This window comes from Nocardiopsis valliformis DSM 45023 (assembly GCF_000340985.1).
Taxonomy (GTDB): domain Bacteria; phylum Actinomycetota; class Actinomycetes; order Streptosporangiales; family Streptosporangiaceae; genus Nocardiopsis; species Nocardiopsis exhalans.
This window is the reverse complement of sequence record NZ_ANAZ01000008.1, coordinates 335,694-353,351: the sequence shown is the minus strand read 5'-3', so window position 1 is coordinate 353,351 and position 17,658 is coordinate 335,694. Positions and strand designations below refer to the sequence as shown.

The 17,658-nt window shown below is 72.2% G+C and carries 14 protein-coding genes and 2 pseudogenes; 5 read left to right on the top strand and 11 right to left on the bottom strand.

Features of this window, described 5'->3' with window-relative positions:
• Nucleotides 1–504: 504 nt before the first annotated feature.
• The 7 genes from D457_RS0109790 to amiA all read right to left on the bottom strand — a co-directional run bounded on the left by D457_RS0109790 (nucleotide 505) and on the right by amiA (nucleotide 8,523).
• Nucleotides 505–2,184, bottom strand: coding sequence for an ABC transporter ATP-binding protein (locus D457_RS0109790; protein WP_017580484.1), 1,680 nt, complete (start codon nucleotides 2,182–2,184; stop codon nucleotides 505–507).
• Nucleotides 2,181–3,842, bottom strand: coding sequence for an ABC transporter ATP-binding protein/permease (locus tag D457_RS0109785; RefSeq protein ID WP_017580483.1), 1,662 nt, complete (start codon nucleotides 3,840–3,842; stop codon nucleotides 2,181–2,183). The genes D457_RS0109790 and D457_RS0109785 overlap by 4 nt, the downstream gene beginning before the upstream one ends.
• Nucleotides 3,839–4,927 carry a nitroreductase family protein gene (locus D457_RS34030; protein ID WP_152514188.1) on the bottom strand — a complete coding sequence of 363 codons (1,089 nt, stop codon included), beginning with the start codon at nucleotides 4,925–4,927 and terminating at the stop codon, nucleotides 3,839–3,841. Before D457_RS34030 ends, D457_RS0109785 begins: the two co-directional genes overlap by 4 nt.
• A gap of 9 nt (nucleotides 4,928–4,936) precedes the next feature.
• The gene (locus D457_RS0109775; RefSeq protein WP_017580481.1) at nucleotides 4,937–6,367 is read right to left on the bottom strand and encodes a YcaO-like family protein; all 1,431 of its coding nucleotides are present in this window, start codon (nucleotides 6,365–6,367) and stop codon (nucleotides 4,937–4,939) included.
• Nucleotides 6,364–7,362, bottom strand: a complete 999-nt coding sequence (locus D457_RS0109770) for a CocE/NonD family hydrolase (protein WP_026116501.1) — start codon at nucleotides 7,360–7,362, stop codon at nucleotides 6,364–6,366. Before D457_RS0109770 ends, D457_RS0109775 begins: the two co-directional genes overlap by 4 nt.
• Nucleotides 7,359–8,249 carry a hypothetical protein gene (locus D457_RS0109765; RefSeq protein ID WP_026116500.1) on the bottom strand — a complete coding sequence of 297 codons (891 nt, stop codon included), beginning with the start codon at nucleotides 8,247–8,249 and terminating at the stop codon, nucleotides 7,359–7,361. The genes D457_RS0109770 and D457_RS0109765 overlap by 4 nt, the downstream gene beginning before the upstream one ends.
• A gap of 91 nt (nucleotides 8,250–8,340) precedes the next feature.
• A complete protein-coding gene (amiA, locus tag D457_RS0109760) occupies nucleotides 8,341–8,523 on the bottom strand; it encodes a streptamidine family RiPP (RefSeq protein ID WP_017580478.1) in 183 nt (60 codons plus the stop codon).
• A 117-nt stretch (nucleotides 8,524–8,640) separates the two neighbouring features.
• On the opposite strand from amiA, the gene D457_RS0109755 reads away from it, so the two are divergent.
• Complete coding sequence (locus D457_RS0109755; RefSeq protein WP_017580477.1) at nucleotides 8,641–9,843, top strand: hypothetical protein; 1,203 nt, start codon at nucleotides 8,641–8,643, stop codon at nucleotides 9,841–9,843.
• A gap of 2 nt (nucleotides 9,844–9,845) precedes the next feature.
• Nucleotides 9,846–11,627, top strand: a complete 1,782-nt coding sequence (locus D457_RS0109750; RefSeq protein ID WP_026116499.1) for a prolyl oligopeptidase family serine peptidase — start codon at nucleotides 9,846–9,848, stop codon at nucleotides 11,625–11,627.
• A gap of 189 nt (nucleotides 11,628–11,816) precedes the next feature.
• On the opposite strand, the pseudogene D457_RS36970 reads toward D457_RS0109750, so the two are convergent.
• Together D457_RS36970 and D457_RS36740 are read right to left on the bottom strand one after the other, a co-directional pair.
• Nucleotides 11,817–12,168, bottom strand: a pseudogene (locus D457_RS36970) (VOC family protein).
• A 6-nt stretch (nucleotides 12,169–12,174) separates the two neighbouring features.
• Nucleotides 12,175–12,339: pseudogene (locus D457_RS36740) on the bottom strand (helix-turn-helix domain-containing protein); the annotation flags it as partial.
• Between the two features lie 302 nt (nucleotides 12,340–12,641).
• On the opposite strand from D457_RS36740, the gene D457_RS0109740 reads away from it, so the two are divergent.
• Genes D457_RS0109740 through D457_RS0109730 form a run of 3 tightly spaced genes read left to right on the top strand, consistent with a single transcriptional unit; the run spans nucleotide 12,642 to nucleotide 15,582 of the window.
• Nucleotides 12,642–13,748: a FecCD family ABC transporter permease gene (locus D457_RS0109740; protein ID WP_017580475.1), complete on the top strand. Its 1,107-nt coding sequence runs from the start codon at nucleotides 12,642–12,644 to the stop codon at nucleotides 13,746–13,748.
• Nucleotides 13,745–14,560, top strand: a complete 816-nt coding sequence (locus D457_RS0109735) for an ABC transporter ATP-binding protein (protein ID WP_017580474.1) — start codon at nucleotides 13,745–13,747, stop codon at nucleotides 14,558–14,560. Before D457_RS0109740 ends, D457_RS0109735 begins: the two co-directional genes overlap by 4 nt.
• Nucleotides 14,557–15,582 (top strand): ABC transporter substrate-binding protein, encoded by a 1,026-nt coding sequence (locus D457_RS0109730; RefSeq protein ID WP_017580473.1) that lies wholly within the window; start codon nucleotides 14,557–14,559, stop codon nucleotides 15,580–15,582. Before D457_RS0109735 ends, D457_RS0109730 begins: the two co-directional genes overlap by 4 nt.
• 199 nt (nucleotides 15,583–15,781) lie before the next feature.
• On the opposite strand, the gene D457_RS0109725 is transcribed toward D457_RS0109730, so the two are convergent.
• A complete protein-coding gene (locus D457_RS0109725; protein ID WP_017580472.1) occupies nucleotides 15,782–16,453 on the bottom strand; it encodes a lysophospholipid acyltransferase family protein in 672 nt (223 codons plus the stop codon).
• Between the two features lie 202 nt (nucleotides 16,454–16,655).
• Nucleotides 16,656–17,579, bottom strand: a complete 924-nt coding sequence (locus tag D457_RS0109720) for a serine/threonine dehydratase (protein ID WP_017580471.1) — start codon at nucleotides 17,577–17,579, stop codon at nucleotides 16,656–16,658.
• Between the last annotated feature and the right edge of the window lie 79 nt (nucleotides 17,580–17,658).

Here is a 17,658-nt window from a genome sequence, read left to right as displayed (position 1 = left end):
TGCGGTGGCCTCCAAGTGCGTGTCCGTCTTTGGTATATCCTCGTAACGAAGAAATTCACCTCCCGGAAGGGGGAGGCGTACATGTCGGGAGTGCGGCTGCTCAGGCCTCTGCTGAATTCCAGGTGAGCTGCCCTGGAGGGGCAGCCGAAGCGCTTTCCGGGCTCGCGGAGGAGGGCGCTTCGGGGCGGATCCCAGAACTTCTCACCCGCTGCGGTTCCTCCGCCGTGAGAAAGGTTCTTCGCATCTGAAAGGACTGCACCTGACAGACACGGAACGGCCTGGCAATCGCTCAGTTCCACAGCCTGCCCGGCCTTGACCTGTGGTGGCGGTGGCACCCCCGTCTCCTCACCGGAGAGCTCGGCCGTTGGCTTCGCGCGGTCGGTGCCATCGGCTCGGCCCCGGGCAGCATGAGCCGCAGCCGTGCGGGGTCACGGGGAAGGCCTCAGGGGCCCTTCCCGCCACTGTCTCCCATGCTTCCCCGGGGCCGGGGCGGTCCCGGCCGAGCTACCCCCGGGCGGCCCGCGCGGTCGCGGCGACCTCGACGACGCGTTCGAGGCGGGCGAGGGTCTCGGCCCGGTGGGACGCGATGAGGACGGTGCCGTGGAATTCGGCGATGACGTCGGAGACCAGTCGTTCGGTGGTCGGGTCGAGGCTGGCGGTCACCTCGTCCACGAGGAGGATGCGCGGTCGGCGGGCGAGGGCACGGGCCAGGCACAGGCGTGCGCGCTGTCCGCCGGACAGCCGCACACCTGCCTCTCCGAGTTCGTCGTCGAGACCGATCCAGGCGGTGGCTTCGACGCGTTCGAGCAGAGCGGTCAGTTCACTGTCGGAGCGTGGTCCGCAGCCGCGCAGCAGGTTGTCACGGACGGTGCCGTGGAAGAGCATGGCGTCCTGGTCGACCAGGGCCACCGCGCCCCGCAGCGCCCCGTCGTCCAGTTCTGCGACGGGTACGCTCTCGCCGTCCGCCGTGACGAGCTCGACGGCGCCCGCAGAAGGATCCCAGAGGCGGGCGGCCAGGGCGATGACCGTGCTCTTGCCTGACCCGGAGGGGCCGACCAGGCCGACGTGCTCTCCCGGTACGAGGTCGGCGGACCAGGAGGTGAGCGTTGGCCGTCGGCCCTCATAGGAGAAGGACACGTCCCGGAACCGGAGGCCGAGCGGCCCGTCAGGCAGCTGCCTCGGCGCATGGTGCAGGGCGACGACCGGGGGACGGTTGATGCCGGCGGCGACGCGTTCGGCTCCGGAGACGAGCGGATGGAGTCGGGTGAGTGTGTCGGTGGCGTCCACGACCGCGGCGATGCCGGCCAGGGCCAGAGCGACCAGCGCGGGCAGTTCTGCGGGTGCCAGCCGCACCGGTGCGCCCTCGGAGAGCACGCCCGCCGCGGCGGCGCTGGTGGCGATGACACCGATGACCACGCCGGTGAGGATGAGTTCCCGTAGGGCGGTGACCAGCTGTGACAGCAGTTCGCGCCGTTGCGCGAGGGTGGTGGCGCGGGCCGTGGCGGCGCTGGTCTGGGCGATGATGCGGGGCGCGATCCCGTAGGCGAGTACCTCGCGCAGGGCGCCCAGCGCGTCCACGATGTGCGCGGACAAATCAGAGCGCTCCCGCTGTTCCCGCTCGCCCAGCCGCCGGGCGATCCGCGCCCAGTACAGTGCGCTGCTCGCCACGACGGCGGCGCCCAGGAGCATGACCAGTGCGGCTTCGGGCAGCAGCAGGGACGCCGTGACCAGGGACGCGGTGAACAGGGTGAGCGAGGCGCCGAGCTGAGCGACCGTGTGGGCGTAGAAGAACTCGAGCTTTTCGATGTCGTCCATCGCGACGGCCGCGGCGCGTCCGGAGTGCTCCCGGCGCCGCCCGGGGACACTGCGCGCGTAGGCGTCGAACAGCGCCATCCGCAGCCGGGCCAGCACACGGTAGGCCAGGGCGTGGGAGACATCCATCTCCCGCCAGGTCAGGAGTACGCGCAGCACCACGAGCCCCAGGACCAGGGCCCACCACACGGGGCCGGGCGGTGTGCGCTCCACGACGGCGTGGCCGACCGCCCACGCGGTGAGGACGGTCAGAGCGGCCAGGGCGAGCGCGCTCGTGGTGCCGAGCAGGTAGATCCAGACCATCCCCCGCCACTCGGGGCGCAGGACGGGCAGCAGTTCACGGAAGGCCCGGAACGCGGAAAGGGTGTTCACGGGGTACTCCTGTGCAGGTGTCCGGAGTCGAGGCTGAACACGTCGGGAACCTCGGTGAGCGTCTCGGAGCGGTGGCTGATCATGAGGACGACGCGGTCACGGGCGACGCGGTGCAGGGTGTCGATGACGTCCGCGGAGCGGTCGGCGTCCAACGCGCTCGTCGGTTCGTCCACCAGCAGGACCGGGCGCCGTGCCAGCAGTGCGCGGGCCAGGGCCAGGCGTTGGCGCTGGCCGCCGGAGAGGCTGGTCCCGGCTTCGGTGACCTCGGTGTCGAAACCGCGCGGGAAGCGCTGGATCTCGTCGAGGACGCCCGCGTCGCGGCAGGCCCGGACCAGGTCCGCTTCCGCGGTGGCCCCGGTGACAGCGAGGTTGTCGCGGATGGTTCCAGCGAAGAGCACGGGCCGCTGGGAGACCACGGCGATGTCGCGGGCGCGCAGCGGCCGCCCGTCGAGTTCGATGCTTCCGGTACGCGGGGTGAGGAAACCCAGGAGGAGGTCGAAGAGGGTGGACTTCCCGGCCCCGGAGGCTCCGACGATCGCGGTGAGCGAGCCTCGTCGGGCGGTCAGGTCGAGGTCGTGGATGACGTCGCCCGCGCTGTCGGGGTAGCCGAAGCTCAGGCCCCTCACCCGTAGTGTGTCCGCCGACCGGGCCTCGCCCGTCTGCGCCTCCTCGGGGGCGGACGCGGTGGGCCCGCCTGCGGTGTCGTGCTCTTCGCTGAAGGCCCCGATCCGTTTCAGGCCGGGGATCGCGGTCAGGCCGAGGAATCCGGCGTGCCAGTGCCGGGACAGGTCCCGGATAGGGCGGAACGCCTCGGAGGAGAGCAGGAGGATCAGGTAGACCTCGAGCGCCGGGGCCTGCCCGGTGAGTGCGTGGGTGATGGCTACGGCGGCCGCGGCGACCGCGCCCCCCTGGACGGCAGCGTCGGTGACGGACGTCTCGCCCAGGGATCCGCGCATCACGCGTTCGGTGGCCCTGCGCAGCGCCTCCGAGCGGCGGTCCAGCCGCTCGCGGGTACCGGACACGTCGCCGAGCGCGCGCAGGGTGGCCATGCCGCGCAGGGATTCGAGCAGGTCGGCGCTGAGCGCCTCGTAGCTGTCCCAGTGGTCGAGTCCGCGCCGGGCCATCATCCGTTTCCATGCCAGGGGCCCTACCAGCGCGAGCACCACCCCGGCGGCGACGCACAGACCCGCCCAAGGGGAGAGCCAGAACAAGGCGACCACGACGATCGGGCAGGTGAGGAGTAGTTGCACGATGGCCGGAACGTACTTGGAGACGTAGGCGTCGATCCCGTCCACTCCGTCGCCGAGGCTGGCCCGCATCGAGCCGTCCCGTGCCGCCGTGTCGTGCAGCCGATCGGGCACGAGGGCGGCCTCCATCGCACGGCGGCGCACCGCCTGCCTGACCCGGCCGCCCAAGGACGCGGCGGCCGATGCCTGCGCCAGGGAGAGCACCAGGCGCAGCAGCGCGATCCCGAGGATCAGCGACAGCGCCAGGAGTACCTCCCGGGCCTGGCCGTGCAGGACGGCCGACATCGACCAGGCGATCGCCACGGCCTGTCCGACGTGGGTGAGGAAAACGAGGACGAGCAGTGCCACGCTGCGGCTCAGGGCAGCGGGGAATCGGGTCGCCTCCCGCCACAGCAGGGGGACGATCATCATGCGGCTGACTCCTTGTCGAGGTGGTGTGCGCCGGGGAGCATCGCCAGGGCGTGGACGGTCCAGAGGCCGTGCGCGGCGACGAACCCCGAGACCGGGCGGCAGCGCCACTGCTGAGACAGGGCACCGGTGTAGCACAGCCCGGCCGCCTGCCGGTGGGCCCGCCACAGGGCCGGGGCGAGTTCGGCGGCGGGTGTGTCCACCGCGACGGACCATGCCTGCAGCCGGTGGGCCCCGAGTACCCAGGCCTGCCCGGATTCCTTCGCGGCGTGCGCGGCCTGCGGGTCGCGGGTGCGCTCAGCAGCCTCGAACTCGCCGATCGCCGGGGAGCGCCGCACAGCCAAGGCGTTGCGGCGATCGGGCAGCACCGACCAGGTCCGGGGAAGTTCAACGGCGGCCAGAGCGATCTCCGGTGCGAGTCCGCGTGCGAGCCACCGTTCGTGCTCTGAGGCGCTCGGGACGCCGAGCAGCTCGCGCAGCCGTGGGCCTGGGCCCAGGTGGACCGCGGCGGGGCCCGGGGCGCACAGGAACTCCACCGCGGCCAGGGCGTAGGCGGTGTCCGCGATCCACAGCGGCCAGGCCCGGTGGCGGTACCGGCCAAAGCTACGACCGGGCTGCACGGTCAGGACCAGGTGGGTCCCCCGCACGGCGGCGCCGGGGGCCTCCCAGCCCGCGTCCCGTTCACGGTCCGCGTCGCGCCGCAGCAGTGTGCCCTGCTCCAGGTCGAAGGCGTACCGGCCCGCCTCCAGGGGGCCGTCCGCGCCGACGACCAGGTGGGTGTGCACGGGGTAGGCCGCCCCCGCGGAGGGCACCGGCCGCCTGTGCACACGGCTCAGCGTCCCGTCGGCCAGGCGGTGGTGTCCCTGGCTGAGCCACAGCCCGTCGAGTAGGGCGCGTTCGCGCTCCGGTACCGCCACCGGGACGGCTCCGGCCCGGTGCCAGGGGTTGGCGCGCGGTCCGGGGGGCACGGGCGGGCCCGGAACCTGGGCGGAGAAGGCGCGCGCCAGGGCGGGCGGCAGGGGCGGGGGCCCTGTCGGGCCCGGCCCCGCACCGTGCGGTGCGGGGCCGGGCGGGAGGGAGGGAGACATGGTGCGGCCTCACATGTGCGGGGGCGGGAGGAGGGTGAGGTCCGCGGGGCTCCCGTCCCAGGAGGTGCGCCACCCCCGTTCGAGGGCCGCCTGCTCAAAACGCGGCATGCCGAGGTAAGCGAAGGCCGCGGGGGCGTTGGGGACGAGCCCCGTGACGAAGCTGCGCACCACCCGCAGCGAGGTGCGGCGCACGTCGCTCGTCGTCAGGTCACGGGTGATGACGCGGTGCCCGCGCTCGTCCAGCCGCCGGTAGACCTCGTCCATGGACACGGGCGCGACCTCGCTGATCGGACGGACGCCCAGTTCGGGTTCGGTGAAGCGCCGGGCCTCGCCGTGGATGCGGGGGTCGAGCCAGACCTGCACGTGCGCGCCCAGGTCGACGACGTGCTCGAACTGGGGGCCGGCGGTGTCGAGGTAGCTGGCGTCGGCACGGAAGTCGAGGTAGAGGCCGCGGGCCATCAGGCCCTGTTCTACGGCACGGAAGACCCACCCGTCGGAGGTGGTGCAGCCCTGGGTGTAGACCCAGGTGTGGACGGCTTCGAGCACGGCCTTGCGGGCGGCCCTGACCGGGTCGAGCGCGGCGGAGAACCCCGCCGCGTACAGGCCGCGCTCTCCGTCGTGCACGATCGCGGCCACGGCGGGGGCGAACTCTGAGGGCATGACCGCAAGGGACACCTCCAGGGAGCTGCCGCGCAGGTCGTCGGCGAGCCCGGGAACGCTCGCGGGGTCGATACCGAAGGTCGGCCCGTCCAGGTGCCACCACAGTTCGAGCGCGTCGCGTTCGATGACCTCCATGACCCCGCGGTCCCTCGCGTCGTCGGCCCCCTGGCCGGTGGCGATCCCGGCGTAGTTCAGGTGGTGCACGCGCGGCAGGTGCCGAAAGCGCGACTGCCGCCAGTTGAGGTAGACCAGCGAGGCCGGCATCCACACCTCGGAGCCGTCGTGGTCATCGCAGCGGGTCCAGAGGGTGGGGGTGTCCTCGGTGAGGGGCTGGTAAGGGAACCCGTCGCGGCTGTACTGCCATGGAGCGCACCGGGGCAGGTCGTCCAGGGCGATCGGGCGACGGCCCGCGGCCAGTAGTTCCGCACGGGTTCCGATGCGCAGTTCGTCGTGGGGGAGCTCGGCGGGGAGCCAGTTCCCGCAGTAGCGCTCGACCCCTTCGGCGATCGCGGCGATCCGGGCCTGCTCGACGTCACCGAACGTCGTGCCCAGCGAGACGCGGTCGGCCGGCCACTCGCCGAGCTGCCGGGCGTCGGCGACGGCCGCCGTCAGCCCCATGTAGGAGGCGGGGGCTCCGGCGGGGTGCGTCACGGCCCGCACGGAGCGGATGATCCCGCACTCGGGGTCGACCAGCGCCTCCACGGGCAGGGGGCGCCCGGCCCCTGCCTTAGCGGTTTCGGTGGCACCCGGGCGGTGCCGCTCGGTTGTGGTGGTGCTCAAGGTGAGGTCCTTTCGTGGCGCCAGGCCTCTGACGCGGAATTGAGGATCGACCGGGTGCGGGACGTGGACGCGGCCGTGAGGATCCCGGTCCATTCCGCCGCGGAGCCGGGCAGTCCTTGGGCTGCCAGCCATGGATCGATGATGTGGGCCAGTCCGCCCGCGGCCGAGATGCGGGCCCGCAGGGCCCGGTCGGCGATGGCGCCGACCAGACCGTGTCCCCACGGGCCGCTGGCGAAGTGGCTCGGGGCGCCCCATTCGCGCGCGAGTCGCCGAGCGTCATGGTCAAAAAAGTCGTCATCGCCGCTGACCACCAGCAACGGCGCGTCGATGCGGCCGTAGCGCGACGCCAGGTCCACACGCTCAGCGCTCCACAGCCGTCGCCAGCCAGCCAGCGTCGCTGGCGACCAGCCCCAGTCCCCGGCGGCCTCGACCACGCCCCGGCTGTGCGCCTGTGCGACGCGTCGGTCGAGCTCGGCCGCTGACAGCGGGGGCTGGGAGCGCCGGTGGCGCCCGTGTTCGTGCCACCATCCGATCCGGTGCAGGATCTGTGGGGAGTCCTCGTGGTCCCACGCGGTCTCGGCCAGCCCGAGAGCGGGGACGAGGGCGATGATCGCCGAGACCGCGGGCGCGTTGTCACCGGTCGCGGCCCGAGCGGCTTCCAAAGCGGTGTGGGCGGCGTACGAGGCACCGAAGAGAACCAGCGGCAGCCCTTCGTATTCTTCGGTCAGTTGAGCGAGCACCCGGCCGCCGTCGTCCTCCTCATGGGAGTAGGGGGACCACGCTCCCGTTGACCGGTACCGTCCGCGCACGTCCTGGACGAGGCAGTGGTAGCCGCGGGCATTCCATGAGCGTGCCGTCCCCGCGTGCTGGTCCACGTCGTAGGGGGTGCGGATCACCACGAGGCCCGCCGGGTTCGCGCATTCCCACACGCGCCCGCGCAGTACTGCGCCGTCCCCGCCCTGGCAGAGGTGTTCACGTCCGGGTTCCACAGTCATACCCGCCGACGCGCACCCAGGTCGATGGAGGGCGGTGGGTCGTAGGCCAGGACCGGGTGCTCGCTGATCGTGCCGGTGGCGGGGACCAGTTTCCACAGCGTGCCGCGGTAGCCCTCCAACGCGTCCGCCCCCTGGGCCCAGGCGAGGGCCAGGGTGAGCAGCCGGCCCGTCATCAGAGTGTGTGCGGCCGCCGAGGGGGGCGTGGAGGCCACGGCCGCGCGCCGCCAGGTGTCGAGTTCGCGAGGGACGAAGCTCGCCGCGAGGCGCCGCCGGTACACCTGCTCGGCACCGGGGTCGTCCCCGTTCAGGGAGAGGGGATCGACGAAGCAGTTCTCGCCCTCGCGGTAGGCGCGCAGCCAGGCGACACCCTGGCCCGGCAGCGCGTCGAGCCGGTCCCAGCCGAGGCGCTCGGCGGAGGAGTCCGCGTACGCGATCACCAGCCCCCACGGTGGAGTGTCCTCTCCGCGGAGCCCGGCTGTGCCGCTGTCCGGGCGGTCAGGGGCGGCCGCCCCGTCGATCGAGTCGAGCAGGGCATCGCCGTCGGTGTGGCGGGTAACGGCCGCACCCCAGCCGGTCAGGGCCTCGGCCACTGCGTCGACGAGGGGGCCCGTACCGATCAGGGCGACTTCGCGTCGCGGACCCGGCCAGCGGTGCTGTGCGTCCTCTTCCTCGCGTGCGGACACCTTCGCCCGCAGTGCCTCGGCGTACGCGTCGGTTTTCCCGTCAGCGCTCGAAGCGCCGCCCAGAACGTCCAGGAGGTCGTCCGGCGGGGACACCAGACGCAGGAAGCGCCCTGAGGAGGTGCGTACGACACCGGTGCCCGCGCTGTCGACGATGGCGTGCGCGCCGGTTCCCGGCACGGGGGAGACGGATGGTTCTGGGGGCATGGCCGACCTCTCAAACGGCCCGGTCGGGCAGCGCGGGGCTGCCCGACCGGGTGGTTCTCAATGACTACGTCCTACGTCGCAGGGACGAGAGTTAGTCGAAGGGGTTCTCGACGAGGGCGTTGGAGTGGGTGGAGGAGAGGTGGGCGAGCTGCTCGGTCTCCTCGATCTCGGCGACGACGTCGAAGGGGTTCTCGACGAGGGCGTTGGAGTGGGAGGCGGACAGGTGGGCGAGCTGCTCGGTCTCTTCGACCTCGGCGACGATCTGGTTGTCCATAGGTCATTTCCTTCTCAATGCATGACGTATCGGTCATAGGCGCCGATACGTGTTCGTGGGGGACGAACGGCGCTCACTGTACTTGATAATGGTTTTCATTTCCAATAGCTTTGCCCAATGAACTTCCAGAACCTCTTCGTGGCCGACTACCGCGCGGGCCGCACGTACGCCGTAGCGGACGGCGCGGTGAGAGAGCTCGGCAACGCTGTGCTCGCCGAGCACGCCGGGTTCCTGGCGCTGCCCGGTACAGGGCGGGGGCCTGCCGGATGGGCCTTCGTCGACGACCGCTCCGGTGCGCTCGTGGTCTCGGGGGACCGGGGGGAGCAGCGCTTCCCCGTGGCCATCCCCGGCGAGCACATCGCCTGTGACGCCTCGGGCCGCTACGTGGTGGTGACGACCGGACTGGGCGCGAACACGCAGCCGTGGAGCGACGTCGTCACCCTGGTCGACCTGGAGCGCAGCGAGTCCGTACGGTTCCGCTCCCGGGTCGGAGAACCCGGTGCCATGGTCGTTCCCGACCAGGCCGGCGGCGAACCCGCCCTCGTGCTGCGGCACAGGGAGCCCGGGGCCCTGGAGGCGTTCCCCCTCTCCCGGTGTCTGGACGTCGCCGCGCACGTGCCGCAGATCACCGGTGAGGCCGTCCGCGGAATCGCCGACGACGGACACGGCGACGTCGTCGACCAGCGCACCGGCATCGCGGCGACCGCGACCAGCAGGGGACTGGAGCGTTTCGTCGTCGACGGCGGTGTCCCGCGCATGCTCGACACCGTCGCCTGGCCCGTGCCCGGGCGCGCCTACTACCTGCGCCTGGACCCGGAGAACGGCCGGGCGGTGGGAGTGGTCCGAGGCGGGCCCGCCTCCCCGAGGGCATGGACGGAGTGGACGAACCACCTGGTCGACACCGACCTGAGCACCGGTGAAACGCGCTGGCTGGAACTGCCCCACGGGCTGGCCTTCCGCTTCGCGCTCGGCGGCTCCCGGGCCGCCGTCGCCACCATCCACCCCGACGGGGACGAGCTCACCGTCATCGAGCGGGCCGAGCCCTCGATGCGCGTCGCCCACACGGTCGCGCTCCCCGCGATGTCGTGCCCGCCCGCCCCCGGACACCTGCCCTGGGACCCGGTCGGTGACGCGCCCGCGCAGCGGCGCTCCGTGGCCGTCGACCCGACGGGGACGACCGTCGCGGTGACCCGGGGAGGCGACGGCCAGCTACACCTGTTCCGCGACGGCGGACTCGACACCGTCACCGTGCCCAGTCCGCTCGACGAGGGCGGGCACCTGTACTGGCAGGGCCGCTCCACCGACACCATTGGCCGGTAGCGATGCCCGACTCCACCCTTCCCGTGCCCCTTGTCCCCACCCTCGACAACGCGCTCACCGAGTGGGAGCGGCACGGCCGCCCCGGCCTGCCGCGGAACGGGTTCACCCTCAGCCGACCGCCCGGACGCCGACGTCAGGGGATCTACCGGGCGGACACCGGGGCGCCGGTGCTCGAACCCGACGGGCACCTCTTGCGCATGGATCCCTCGCCTGACGGGCGGAGCATCTGCGTCCAACTGGCCGAGCGTGCTGACGAGGACGCCGTGCTGGGGCTGGTCGACACCGCGACCGGAGCCCTGCGGCTCTACCCGGAGTTTCGCTGCCGCTACGACCCCGTGCTCTGGGACTCAGACTCCTCCGGTGCCGCACTGGTGGCGGGCCGCTCCCACCGCCTGGTCCGCATCGACGCGCGGACCGGGGAGACGACGGCCTCGGACGTGTCCCCGGACGCCCGGCTCAGACTCTTTCCCGGAGGGCGCCGCGGTCTGCTCGCCCGGAGCAGCCCCGGCAGCCCCAGCCGTCTCATCGACCGGGACACCGGTGTCGAAATCGCCGCGTTCGCCGCCATCGTCCGGATCCTGTCGGCGGGTGAGCACGTCGTCGTCGACGACGGTAGCCGTCTTCAGGGGATCGACCCGGGCAACGGTGCCCAGAGGTGGTGCTGGGACGATCCGGACCTGCGGGTCACCTCCTTCGCCGCCAGCGGTCAGGAGGTCGTCGCCGTCGGTGTGCGCGCGGGCCGCAGCGTCATCGTGCGGCTCGTCGAGGGTTCGGTGGAGGCCGAACGCGAGGTCGTCTACCAGGGGTCCCCGGCTGTCGCTACCGGGGTGAGCGCTGACGCGGGCCGCTTCCACACCCTCATCGAAGGTCCGGTCCTGCCCCCACGGGTCGTGCCCGCCGAGGAACTGCTGTCGGATCCGACTGCCGCCGCCCGCACACAGCCTCTGGCACGCGCCCATCCGGTCCGTACCGGCCCGGCACGCACCGAACGGTACGTCTTCACCGCCGGGGACGGCTCGCGCGTCCCCGTCCTGGTCACCTCGCCGACCGGCGCCGAGGGGCCCGCACCGCTGATCCTCACCTGCTACGGCGGCTTCGGCGTACCGAGTCTGCCGGTGTTCGAACCGACCGTGCCGGCGTGGGCCGAGAACGGCGGCCGGTACGCCGTCGCCCAGGTGCGGGGAGGCGGCGAGCACGGTCCCGCCTGGCGGCGGGCCGGGCACGGCCTCGCCAAGGGCCGCGGTATCGAGGACCTCGCCACCATCGCACGCGGCCTCGTCGAGGCCGGGCTCACCCGACCCGATCTGCTCGTCCTGGCAGGAGCCTCGCACGGCGGGGTCCTGGTCACCAGCTGCGCCCTGGGCGCTCCGGACCTGTGCGCCGGCGTCGTCAGCACCGCGGCGCCGCTCGACCTGCTCAACCTCGGCGCCCACCCGCTCGGACAGCGCTGGGCAGGCGAGTTCGGAGCCTCGGATACCCCCGAGGCGATCGAACACCTGCGCCGGATATCACCGCTGCACCGGGCCAGGGCGCTCACCCCCGGCACCGCGCTTCCCCGCTTCCTCGGCATCGTGTTGGCGGAGGACTCCCGCGTGGCCGCCGCCGACACCCTGGCGGTGGCCGAAGCGCTGCGCCGGGCCGGGGGCAGCGCCGCCGTATGGCGCGCACCGGAGACCGGCCACGGCGCCAACCACCTCGACAGCCTGCACCGCCTCGGGGCCACCGTCCTCAGTTTCGCCGCCGCGGCCACCGGGCCCGCGCGCACCGCTCCATCGACCACGTAGCGGGAGTCCGCGCGGGGCACGGCACGAGCGGCCGGCGGCGAACGCGGACCGTTGCTCGACGCCTTCCGGCCGACGTGCCCCGCAGGAGTGCTCCGGCGGAGCCCCGGCCCCGGCCGGTTGTGCGAGGGTGGTGGTCGGCCGGAGCCGGAACTCGCCATTCCGGGGGCGCGGCGCGCCCCCGGAAGCCCCCTACGGGCCCTGAACGATCTGGATCAGGTTGCCGCAGGTGTCGTCGAACACCGCGGTGGTGACCGGGCCCGCCTCAAGCGGCTCCTGGGTGAAGGCAACCCCCAGCGCGCGCAGCCGCTCGTACTCGCCGCGCACGTCGTCCACGGCGAACTGGGTGGCCGGGATCCCGTCGTCGGCCAGGGCCTCCCGGTAGGGGCCCACCGCGGGGGTGGCCCGCGGGCTCCAACAGGAGTTCGGCGCCCTGCGGGTTCTCCGGGGAGACCACGGTCAGCCACCGGTTCTCGCCTTCGGGGCCGCCCAGGGACACGTCGTGCTTCTTCTCGAAGCCCAGCACGTTCGTGTAGAAGTCCAGGGCCTTGACGGCCAGGTGCTGGGAGATTGCCTGGCGCGACATCGCGAGCCGGTACCGGGAGGCCAGGCGCGCGCAGAGCTCGAACAGCGTCTGCCCGGACCGCTCGCTGAGTTCGTCGAGGATCCTGCGGCGGGTCGGGTCAGCCAGGGCTTTGAACAGTTGGTCGGACACGGCACCACCATAGGCAAGTGGGTGCTTGCATATCAACCCCTCGCCTGCTGGTTCGGTTTTCGAGAGTCGAGGGCCCCGTCGTGGGGCCCTGTCTTGGCCGGAGTGGCGACCCCGCGGCGTGCTGCGCACCGTGCCCGGCGTGGGGTCCGCCGTTCCGCAGGAGTGCCTGACGGGGCGGCCGCTGCTCCCCGCGGTCGGGCCACCGGCGCCGGGGTGCGCCCAGTAGGTTCTGATTCGCGCCCAAGGTTCAGAAATGATAATAGTTTTCATTGTCATCCCTCTGGTCAGGAAGAACCCACAGCATGAGCGTCAGTGCTCAAAGCGCCCCCGCCGCCGAACGGACCGAACCCCCACGACGGCGCAGAGCGCGTTCCAACACCCTCGTCGTCCTCGCCCTCACCCTCGGCCTGCTCCTGGTCGTCCTGGTCTCCGTGGGCACCGGATCGGTCCACGTCGGAACCCTCGACGCCGCCAAGCTGATCCTCGGACACCTGGTCCCGGGCATGCCCTGGATGACCGACGGCACCTACACCGCCCTCCAGGACCAGGCGGTCTGGCGGTTCCGGTTGCCACGTGTCCTGCTCGCCGCGATCACCGGGGCCTGCCTCGCCCTGGCCGGCGGGCTCATGCAGGCCGTGGTGCACAATCCGCTCGCCGAGCCCTACGTCCTGGGCGTCTCCTCCGGAGCCGGGGTCGGCGCCGTCCTGGTCGTCGTCGGCGCCGGGGGAGCGGTCGGCGGGCTCTCCCTGTCCTCGGCGGCCTTCGTGGGAGCCGCCGTGGCGACCGCGGCCGTCTACCTCCTGGCCCGCAAGAACGGGCGCATCGCGCCCCAGCGGCTGATCCTGGCCGGGGTCGCCCTCGGTTCCCTGTTCAGCGCGGTGACCAGCTACCTGACCCTGACCACGGAGGCGCAGAACGTCTTCAGCGTCATGTTCTTCCTCCTGGGGTCGGTCTCCGCGGCCACCATGGGATCGCTGCTGGTGCCCGCGCTGGCGCTGCTGTTCGCCCTGGTGGTCGTGGCCTTCAACATCCGCGGAATCAACGCGGTCCTGATCGGCGACGAGGCCGCCACGGCCCTGGGCATCCAGGTCGACCGGCTGCGTACCGTCCTCCTGCTGGTCTCGGCCCTGCTGGTCGGTGCGGTCGTCTCGGTCAGCGGCAGCATCGGGTTCGTCGGGCTGATCATCCCCCACATCGCCCGGATCACCGTCGGCAGCGACCACCGGATCATGCTGCCGGTGAGCGTGCTCGGCGGTGCGTTCTTCCTGGCCGGCGCCGACCTGCTGGCCCGCACGGTCGCCGCGCCCACCGAGATCCCCATCGGGATCCTCACCGCAGTGGTCGGCGCCCCCTTCTTCCTGTGGATCATGCGCCGTGACGGCGCCTCCAACGCCGGGATGGACCGATGAGAGTCTCCTTCGACGACGTCTCCGTGGCCCGGGGACAGCGCACCATCGTGGCCGGGGTGTCCCTGGAGGTGCCCTCGGGCACCGTGCTCGGACTGCTGGGCACCAACGGCAGCGGCAAGTCCACCCTGCTGCGCGCCGTCTACCGCGTCCTGCGCCCCAGCGCCGGCAGGATCCTGCTCGACGGCGACGACGTGTGGCGGCTGAGCCCCCGGGAAACCGCCCGCCGAGTCGCCGTCGTCGCCCAGGAGACCAACGACGAGTTCGGCATGACCGTCTCCCAGGCCGTGCTCCTGGGGCGTACCCCGCACCACCGCGGCTTCTCACTGGACACCGCGCAGGACCGCCGCATCGCCGCCCGGGCCATGGACCGCGTGGGTGTGGGAGACCTCGCGTACCGCCAGGTCAGCGAACTGTCCGGCGGGGAGCGGCAACGCGTCCTGCTGGCCCGCGCGATCACCCAGCAGGCCCGGGTCCTGGTACTGGACGAGCCGACCAACCACCTGGACATCGCGCACCGACTCGAACTCATGGACCTCATCCGGGAGACGGGGCTGACCACCCTCATCGCCCTGCACGACCTCGACCTGGCCCTGGGCCACTGCGACCGCGTCGCCCTGGTCGCCGACGGCCGCATCGACCGGACCGGCACCCCCGGCGAGGTCCTCACCGCCCAGGTCCTGCGCGAACGCTTCCGTGTGGAGGCCGCCATCGTCCGCAACCCCGAGCGGGAACGCTCGCACATCCTCCTCAACGGCGTGGTCCGGGCTGAGCCCGCGCCCGCCGCCGTCACCCCGAAGGGACACCACTCATGACCGTCGCCCACACTCCGAACCGGCTCCGGACCGCTGCGATCTCCCTGGCCGGACTCACCGCGTTCGGCCTGAGCGCCTGCGGGACGGGCGTGTCGACCCCCGACGAGCCCGACACGGCCGCGGCCGAGGGCTACCCGGTCACCGTCGAGAACTGCGGCGAGGAACTGGTTCTGGAGGCCGCACCCACCCGCCTGGTCGGCCTGAGCCCCTCACAGACCGAACTCCTGGTCGAACTCGGGCTGACCGACAGCCTCGTCGGCCAGGCGCAGACCGATACTCACCCGCTCCCCGAGCAGGTCCAGGCCGCGGTCGCCGACGTCCCCGAACTCAGTGACGCCGCGCCGCCCACCCGGGAGGTGCTCCTGGAGGCCGAACCCGACTTCGTCTACTCGCCCACCACCTACGAGTTCACCACCGAGCAGGGCTTTGCCAGCATCGAACAGCTCGCCGAGGTCGGTGCCGACGCCTACGTGGCCACCGGCGGCTGCCCGGAACGCAGGAGCCAGGGCACGGTGGACGACCTGTTCACCGACATCGAGAACCTCGGTACGATCTTCGCCCTCCCCGAGCGGGCGGATGAAATGACCGAGGAGGGACAGTCCCGCCTCACTGCCGTCGAGGAGGCGATCGAGGGGGCCGAGGCCCCCAGCGTCGCGCAGCTGTACGTGGAGGGCGCGACCCTGATGGCCATCGGTGGGGGGATCGAGTACGACATCATCGCCCGCGCCGGAGGCGATAACGTCTTCGACCCGGACGAGGCCGCGTTCAGCGACTTCTTCGCCGCTACCATCACCCCCGAGGAGGTCACCTCGCGCGACCCCGAGGCCATCGTCTTCTCTGTCAACGACGCCGACCACGAGGAGGCGACCCGCGCCTATCTGGCCGAGACCTTCCCCGACGTGGCCGCCGTGTCCGAGGACCGCCTGGTCGCGGTACCCGCCTCCAACCTGTTCCCCGGCACCCTCGGCAACATCGGCGCGGTCGAGCACATCGCCGAGGGCCTGCACCCCGACAGGTTCTGACCGCCGCTGGGTCTGTACCTGTCGGTAAGGGCCGCACCCGCCGGGAAAGTCCCCTGGCCAGCCGTGTCCCTGAGCGGCGCGATCCGCCCGTTCCCCGCCCCCGGGTGCGGGCGGATCGCGGCCGCCGCCCCGGTGGTGGCCGCGGCCCCGGCCTTGTCGACGGGGACCGGCTCCTGGTCGACCGCGTCGACCGGGTCTCCTACTCGTCGCCGCCGAAGCTGTTGTACTCGTTGGCGCGCTCCTGGCCGGACAGCGCGTGGATGGCGTCCATGACCTCGTCGGTGATCACCCGACGGGCCTTGCCCGGAGCCATGCTGTCGAAGCCGATGGAGAAGTCCATCGGCTCGCCGAAGCGCACAGTGAAGGGGCGCGGGCGCGGCAGGTTCGCGCCGATGGGCTGGACCTGCTGGGTGCCGGAGACCGCGACCGGCACGATCGGTGCCTTGGACTCCAGGGCCAGATGCGCCACACCGGTGCGGCCACGGTAGAGGCGGCCGTCGCGTGAGCGGGTGCCCTCGGGGTAGACCACGCAGGCCTCGCCGTCGTTGAGCCGGTCCAGCATCATCTCCAGTGACACCATGGCGTCGCGGGCGTTGCCGCGCCGGACCGGCATGGCGCCCAGGGAGCTGAACACGGTCTTGGTGAACCTGCCCTTGAGGCCGGGGCCCTCGAAGTAGTCGGACTTGGCGAGGAAACGCACCGGGCGCTGGGTGACCGACAGGGGGATCACGACGCTGTCCACGAAGGACAGGTGGTTGCTGGCGAGCAGGACCGGTCCGGTGGCGGGGACGTTCTCACGGCCCTCGATGGTCGGGCGGCACAGGGTCCTGGCGAGGACCGACGCGGTCTGCCGCAACGCACCGTAGAGCACGTGCTTCTCCCTTGTGTTGTCGGACGGAGCCGACCTCAATGTAATGGTGACTGGCCGGTAATAATGGCTTGGCGCACACAGAGTGCGCTACGTCACGTACCGGGAGAAACGGGAGTTCAACGCGGGACCGCGCCACCCAGCGAGGGGCGGCCCCACACTCGGCTGTACAGCTCCCGCACCAGGCCTGCGGGGTCGGCTTCCCTTAGCCCGCCAAACGCCAGCTGGCGTTGGCCCCGCACACGACCAGGCACGGGTGGTCGCCGGGAACGCGCCCGGCCAGCCATGCGGCGAAGGGCACCGCGGCGGCGGGTTCGGCGGCGATCCGGAACTCCTCCCACAGAAGAGTCTGCGCGCTGATGATCTCCGCGTCGCTGACCAGCGCGGTCGTGACCGGATTGGCGCGCAGCACCTCGAAGGGCACCTGGCCCAGGATGGAGGCGCCCAGCGCGGAGGAAGCGACCGAGTCCACCGGGGTCTGCACCGGGTGACCGGCGGCCATCGCCGCGTGCATGCTCTGGCAGCCCTCAGGCTCGACCGCGACCACACGGCGGCCCTCGGCGCCCAGGCGCACCCCCGCGGCCAGTCCGCCACCGCCCACCGCGACCACGATCGAATCGCATTCAGGGGCGTCGGCATCGATCTCCAGACCGATGGTGCCCTGACCGGCAACCACGAGGGCGTCGTCGTAGGCGTGCAGGTAGCGGACCCCGTCGGACTCCGCGCGGGCCAACGCGGCCTCGGCGGCCAGCGCGTACCGCTCGCCGACTCGGACGATCTCCGCGCCGGTGGCGGCCAACAGCTCCGCCTTGGCGGCGGGCACCGTCTCGGGCACGTACACCGTGGCGTGCACACCCAGCATGCGCGCCGCGGTGGCCACGCCCAAGCCGTGGTTGCCGCCGGAGGCGGTGATCACGCGGTTGGCGGGCTCCCCGCCGAGCAGGGCGTTGAGGGCACCGCGCAGCTTGAACGAGCCCGTGCGCTGGAGGTGTTCCAACTTCAGGGTGAGGGGGCGTCCGTCCAGCTCGGCGCGGATCACCGGGGTCCGGCGGGCGTACGGGGCGATGCGCTCGGCTGCGGCGCGGACGTCGGCTGACGTGGGCACGGCGGGCGCGGTTGTGGTGCTCATGTCCCCACTCTGCCCCTACTGATCATCAACGCAAAGTCGGGTCCGCTGAAGAACGTTCAGCACGACTCTGTGCCAGGCT

Bases quoted from the DNA above. Each gene is read 5' to 3' on its own strand.
- D457_RS0109785 (WP_017580483.1), bottom strand. From the start codon at position 3,842: ATGATGATCGTCCCCCTGCTGTGGCGGGAGGCGACCCGATTCCCCGCT.
- D457_RS34030 (WP_152514188.1), bottom strand. From the start codon at position 4,927: ATGTCTCCCTCCCTCCCGCCCGGCCCCGCACCGCACGGTGCGGGGCCG.
- D457_RS0109770 (WP_026116501.1), bottom strand. From the start codon at position 7,362: ATGACTGTGGAACCCGGACGTGAACACCTCTGCCAGGGCGGGGACGGC.
- D457_RS0109765 (WP_026116500.1), bottom strand. From the start codon at position 8,249: ATGCCCCCAGAACCATCCGTCTCCCCCGTGCCGGGAACCGGCGCGCAC.
- amiA (WP_017580478.1), bottom strand. From the start codon at position 8,523: ATGGACAACCAGATCGTCGCCGAGGTCGAAGAGACCGAGCAGCTCGCC.
- D457_RS0109755 (WP_017580477.1), top strand. From the start codon at position 8,641: ATGAACTTCCAGAACCTCTTCGTGGCCGACTACCGCGCGGGCCGCACG.
- D457_RS0109750 (WP_026116499.1), top strand. From the start codon at position 9,846: ATGCCCGACTCCACCCTTCCCGTGCCCCTTGTCCCCACCCTCGACAAC.
- D457_RS0109740 (WP_017580475.1), top strand. From the start codon at position 12,642: ATGAGCGTCAGTGCTCAAAGCGCCCCCGCCGCCGAACGGACCGAACCC.
- D457_RS0109735 (WP_017580474.1), top strand. From the start codon at position 13,745: ATGAGAGTCTCCTTCGACGACGTCTCCGTGGCCCGGGGACAGCGCACC.
- D457_RS0109730 (WP_017580473.1), top strand. From the start codon at position 14,557: ATGACCGTCGCCCACACTCCGAACCGGCTCCGGACCGCTGCGATCTCC.
- D457_RS0109720 (WP_017580471.1), bottom strand. From the start codon at position 17,579: ATGAGCACCACAACCGCGCCCGCCGTGCCCACGTCAGCCGACGTCCGC.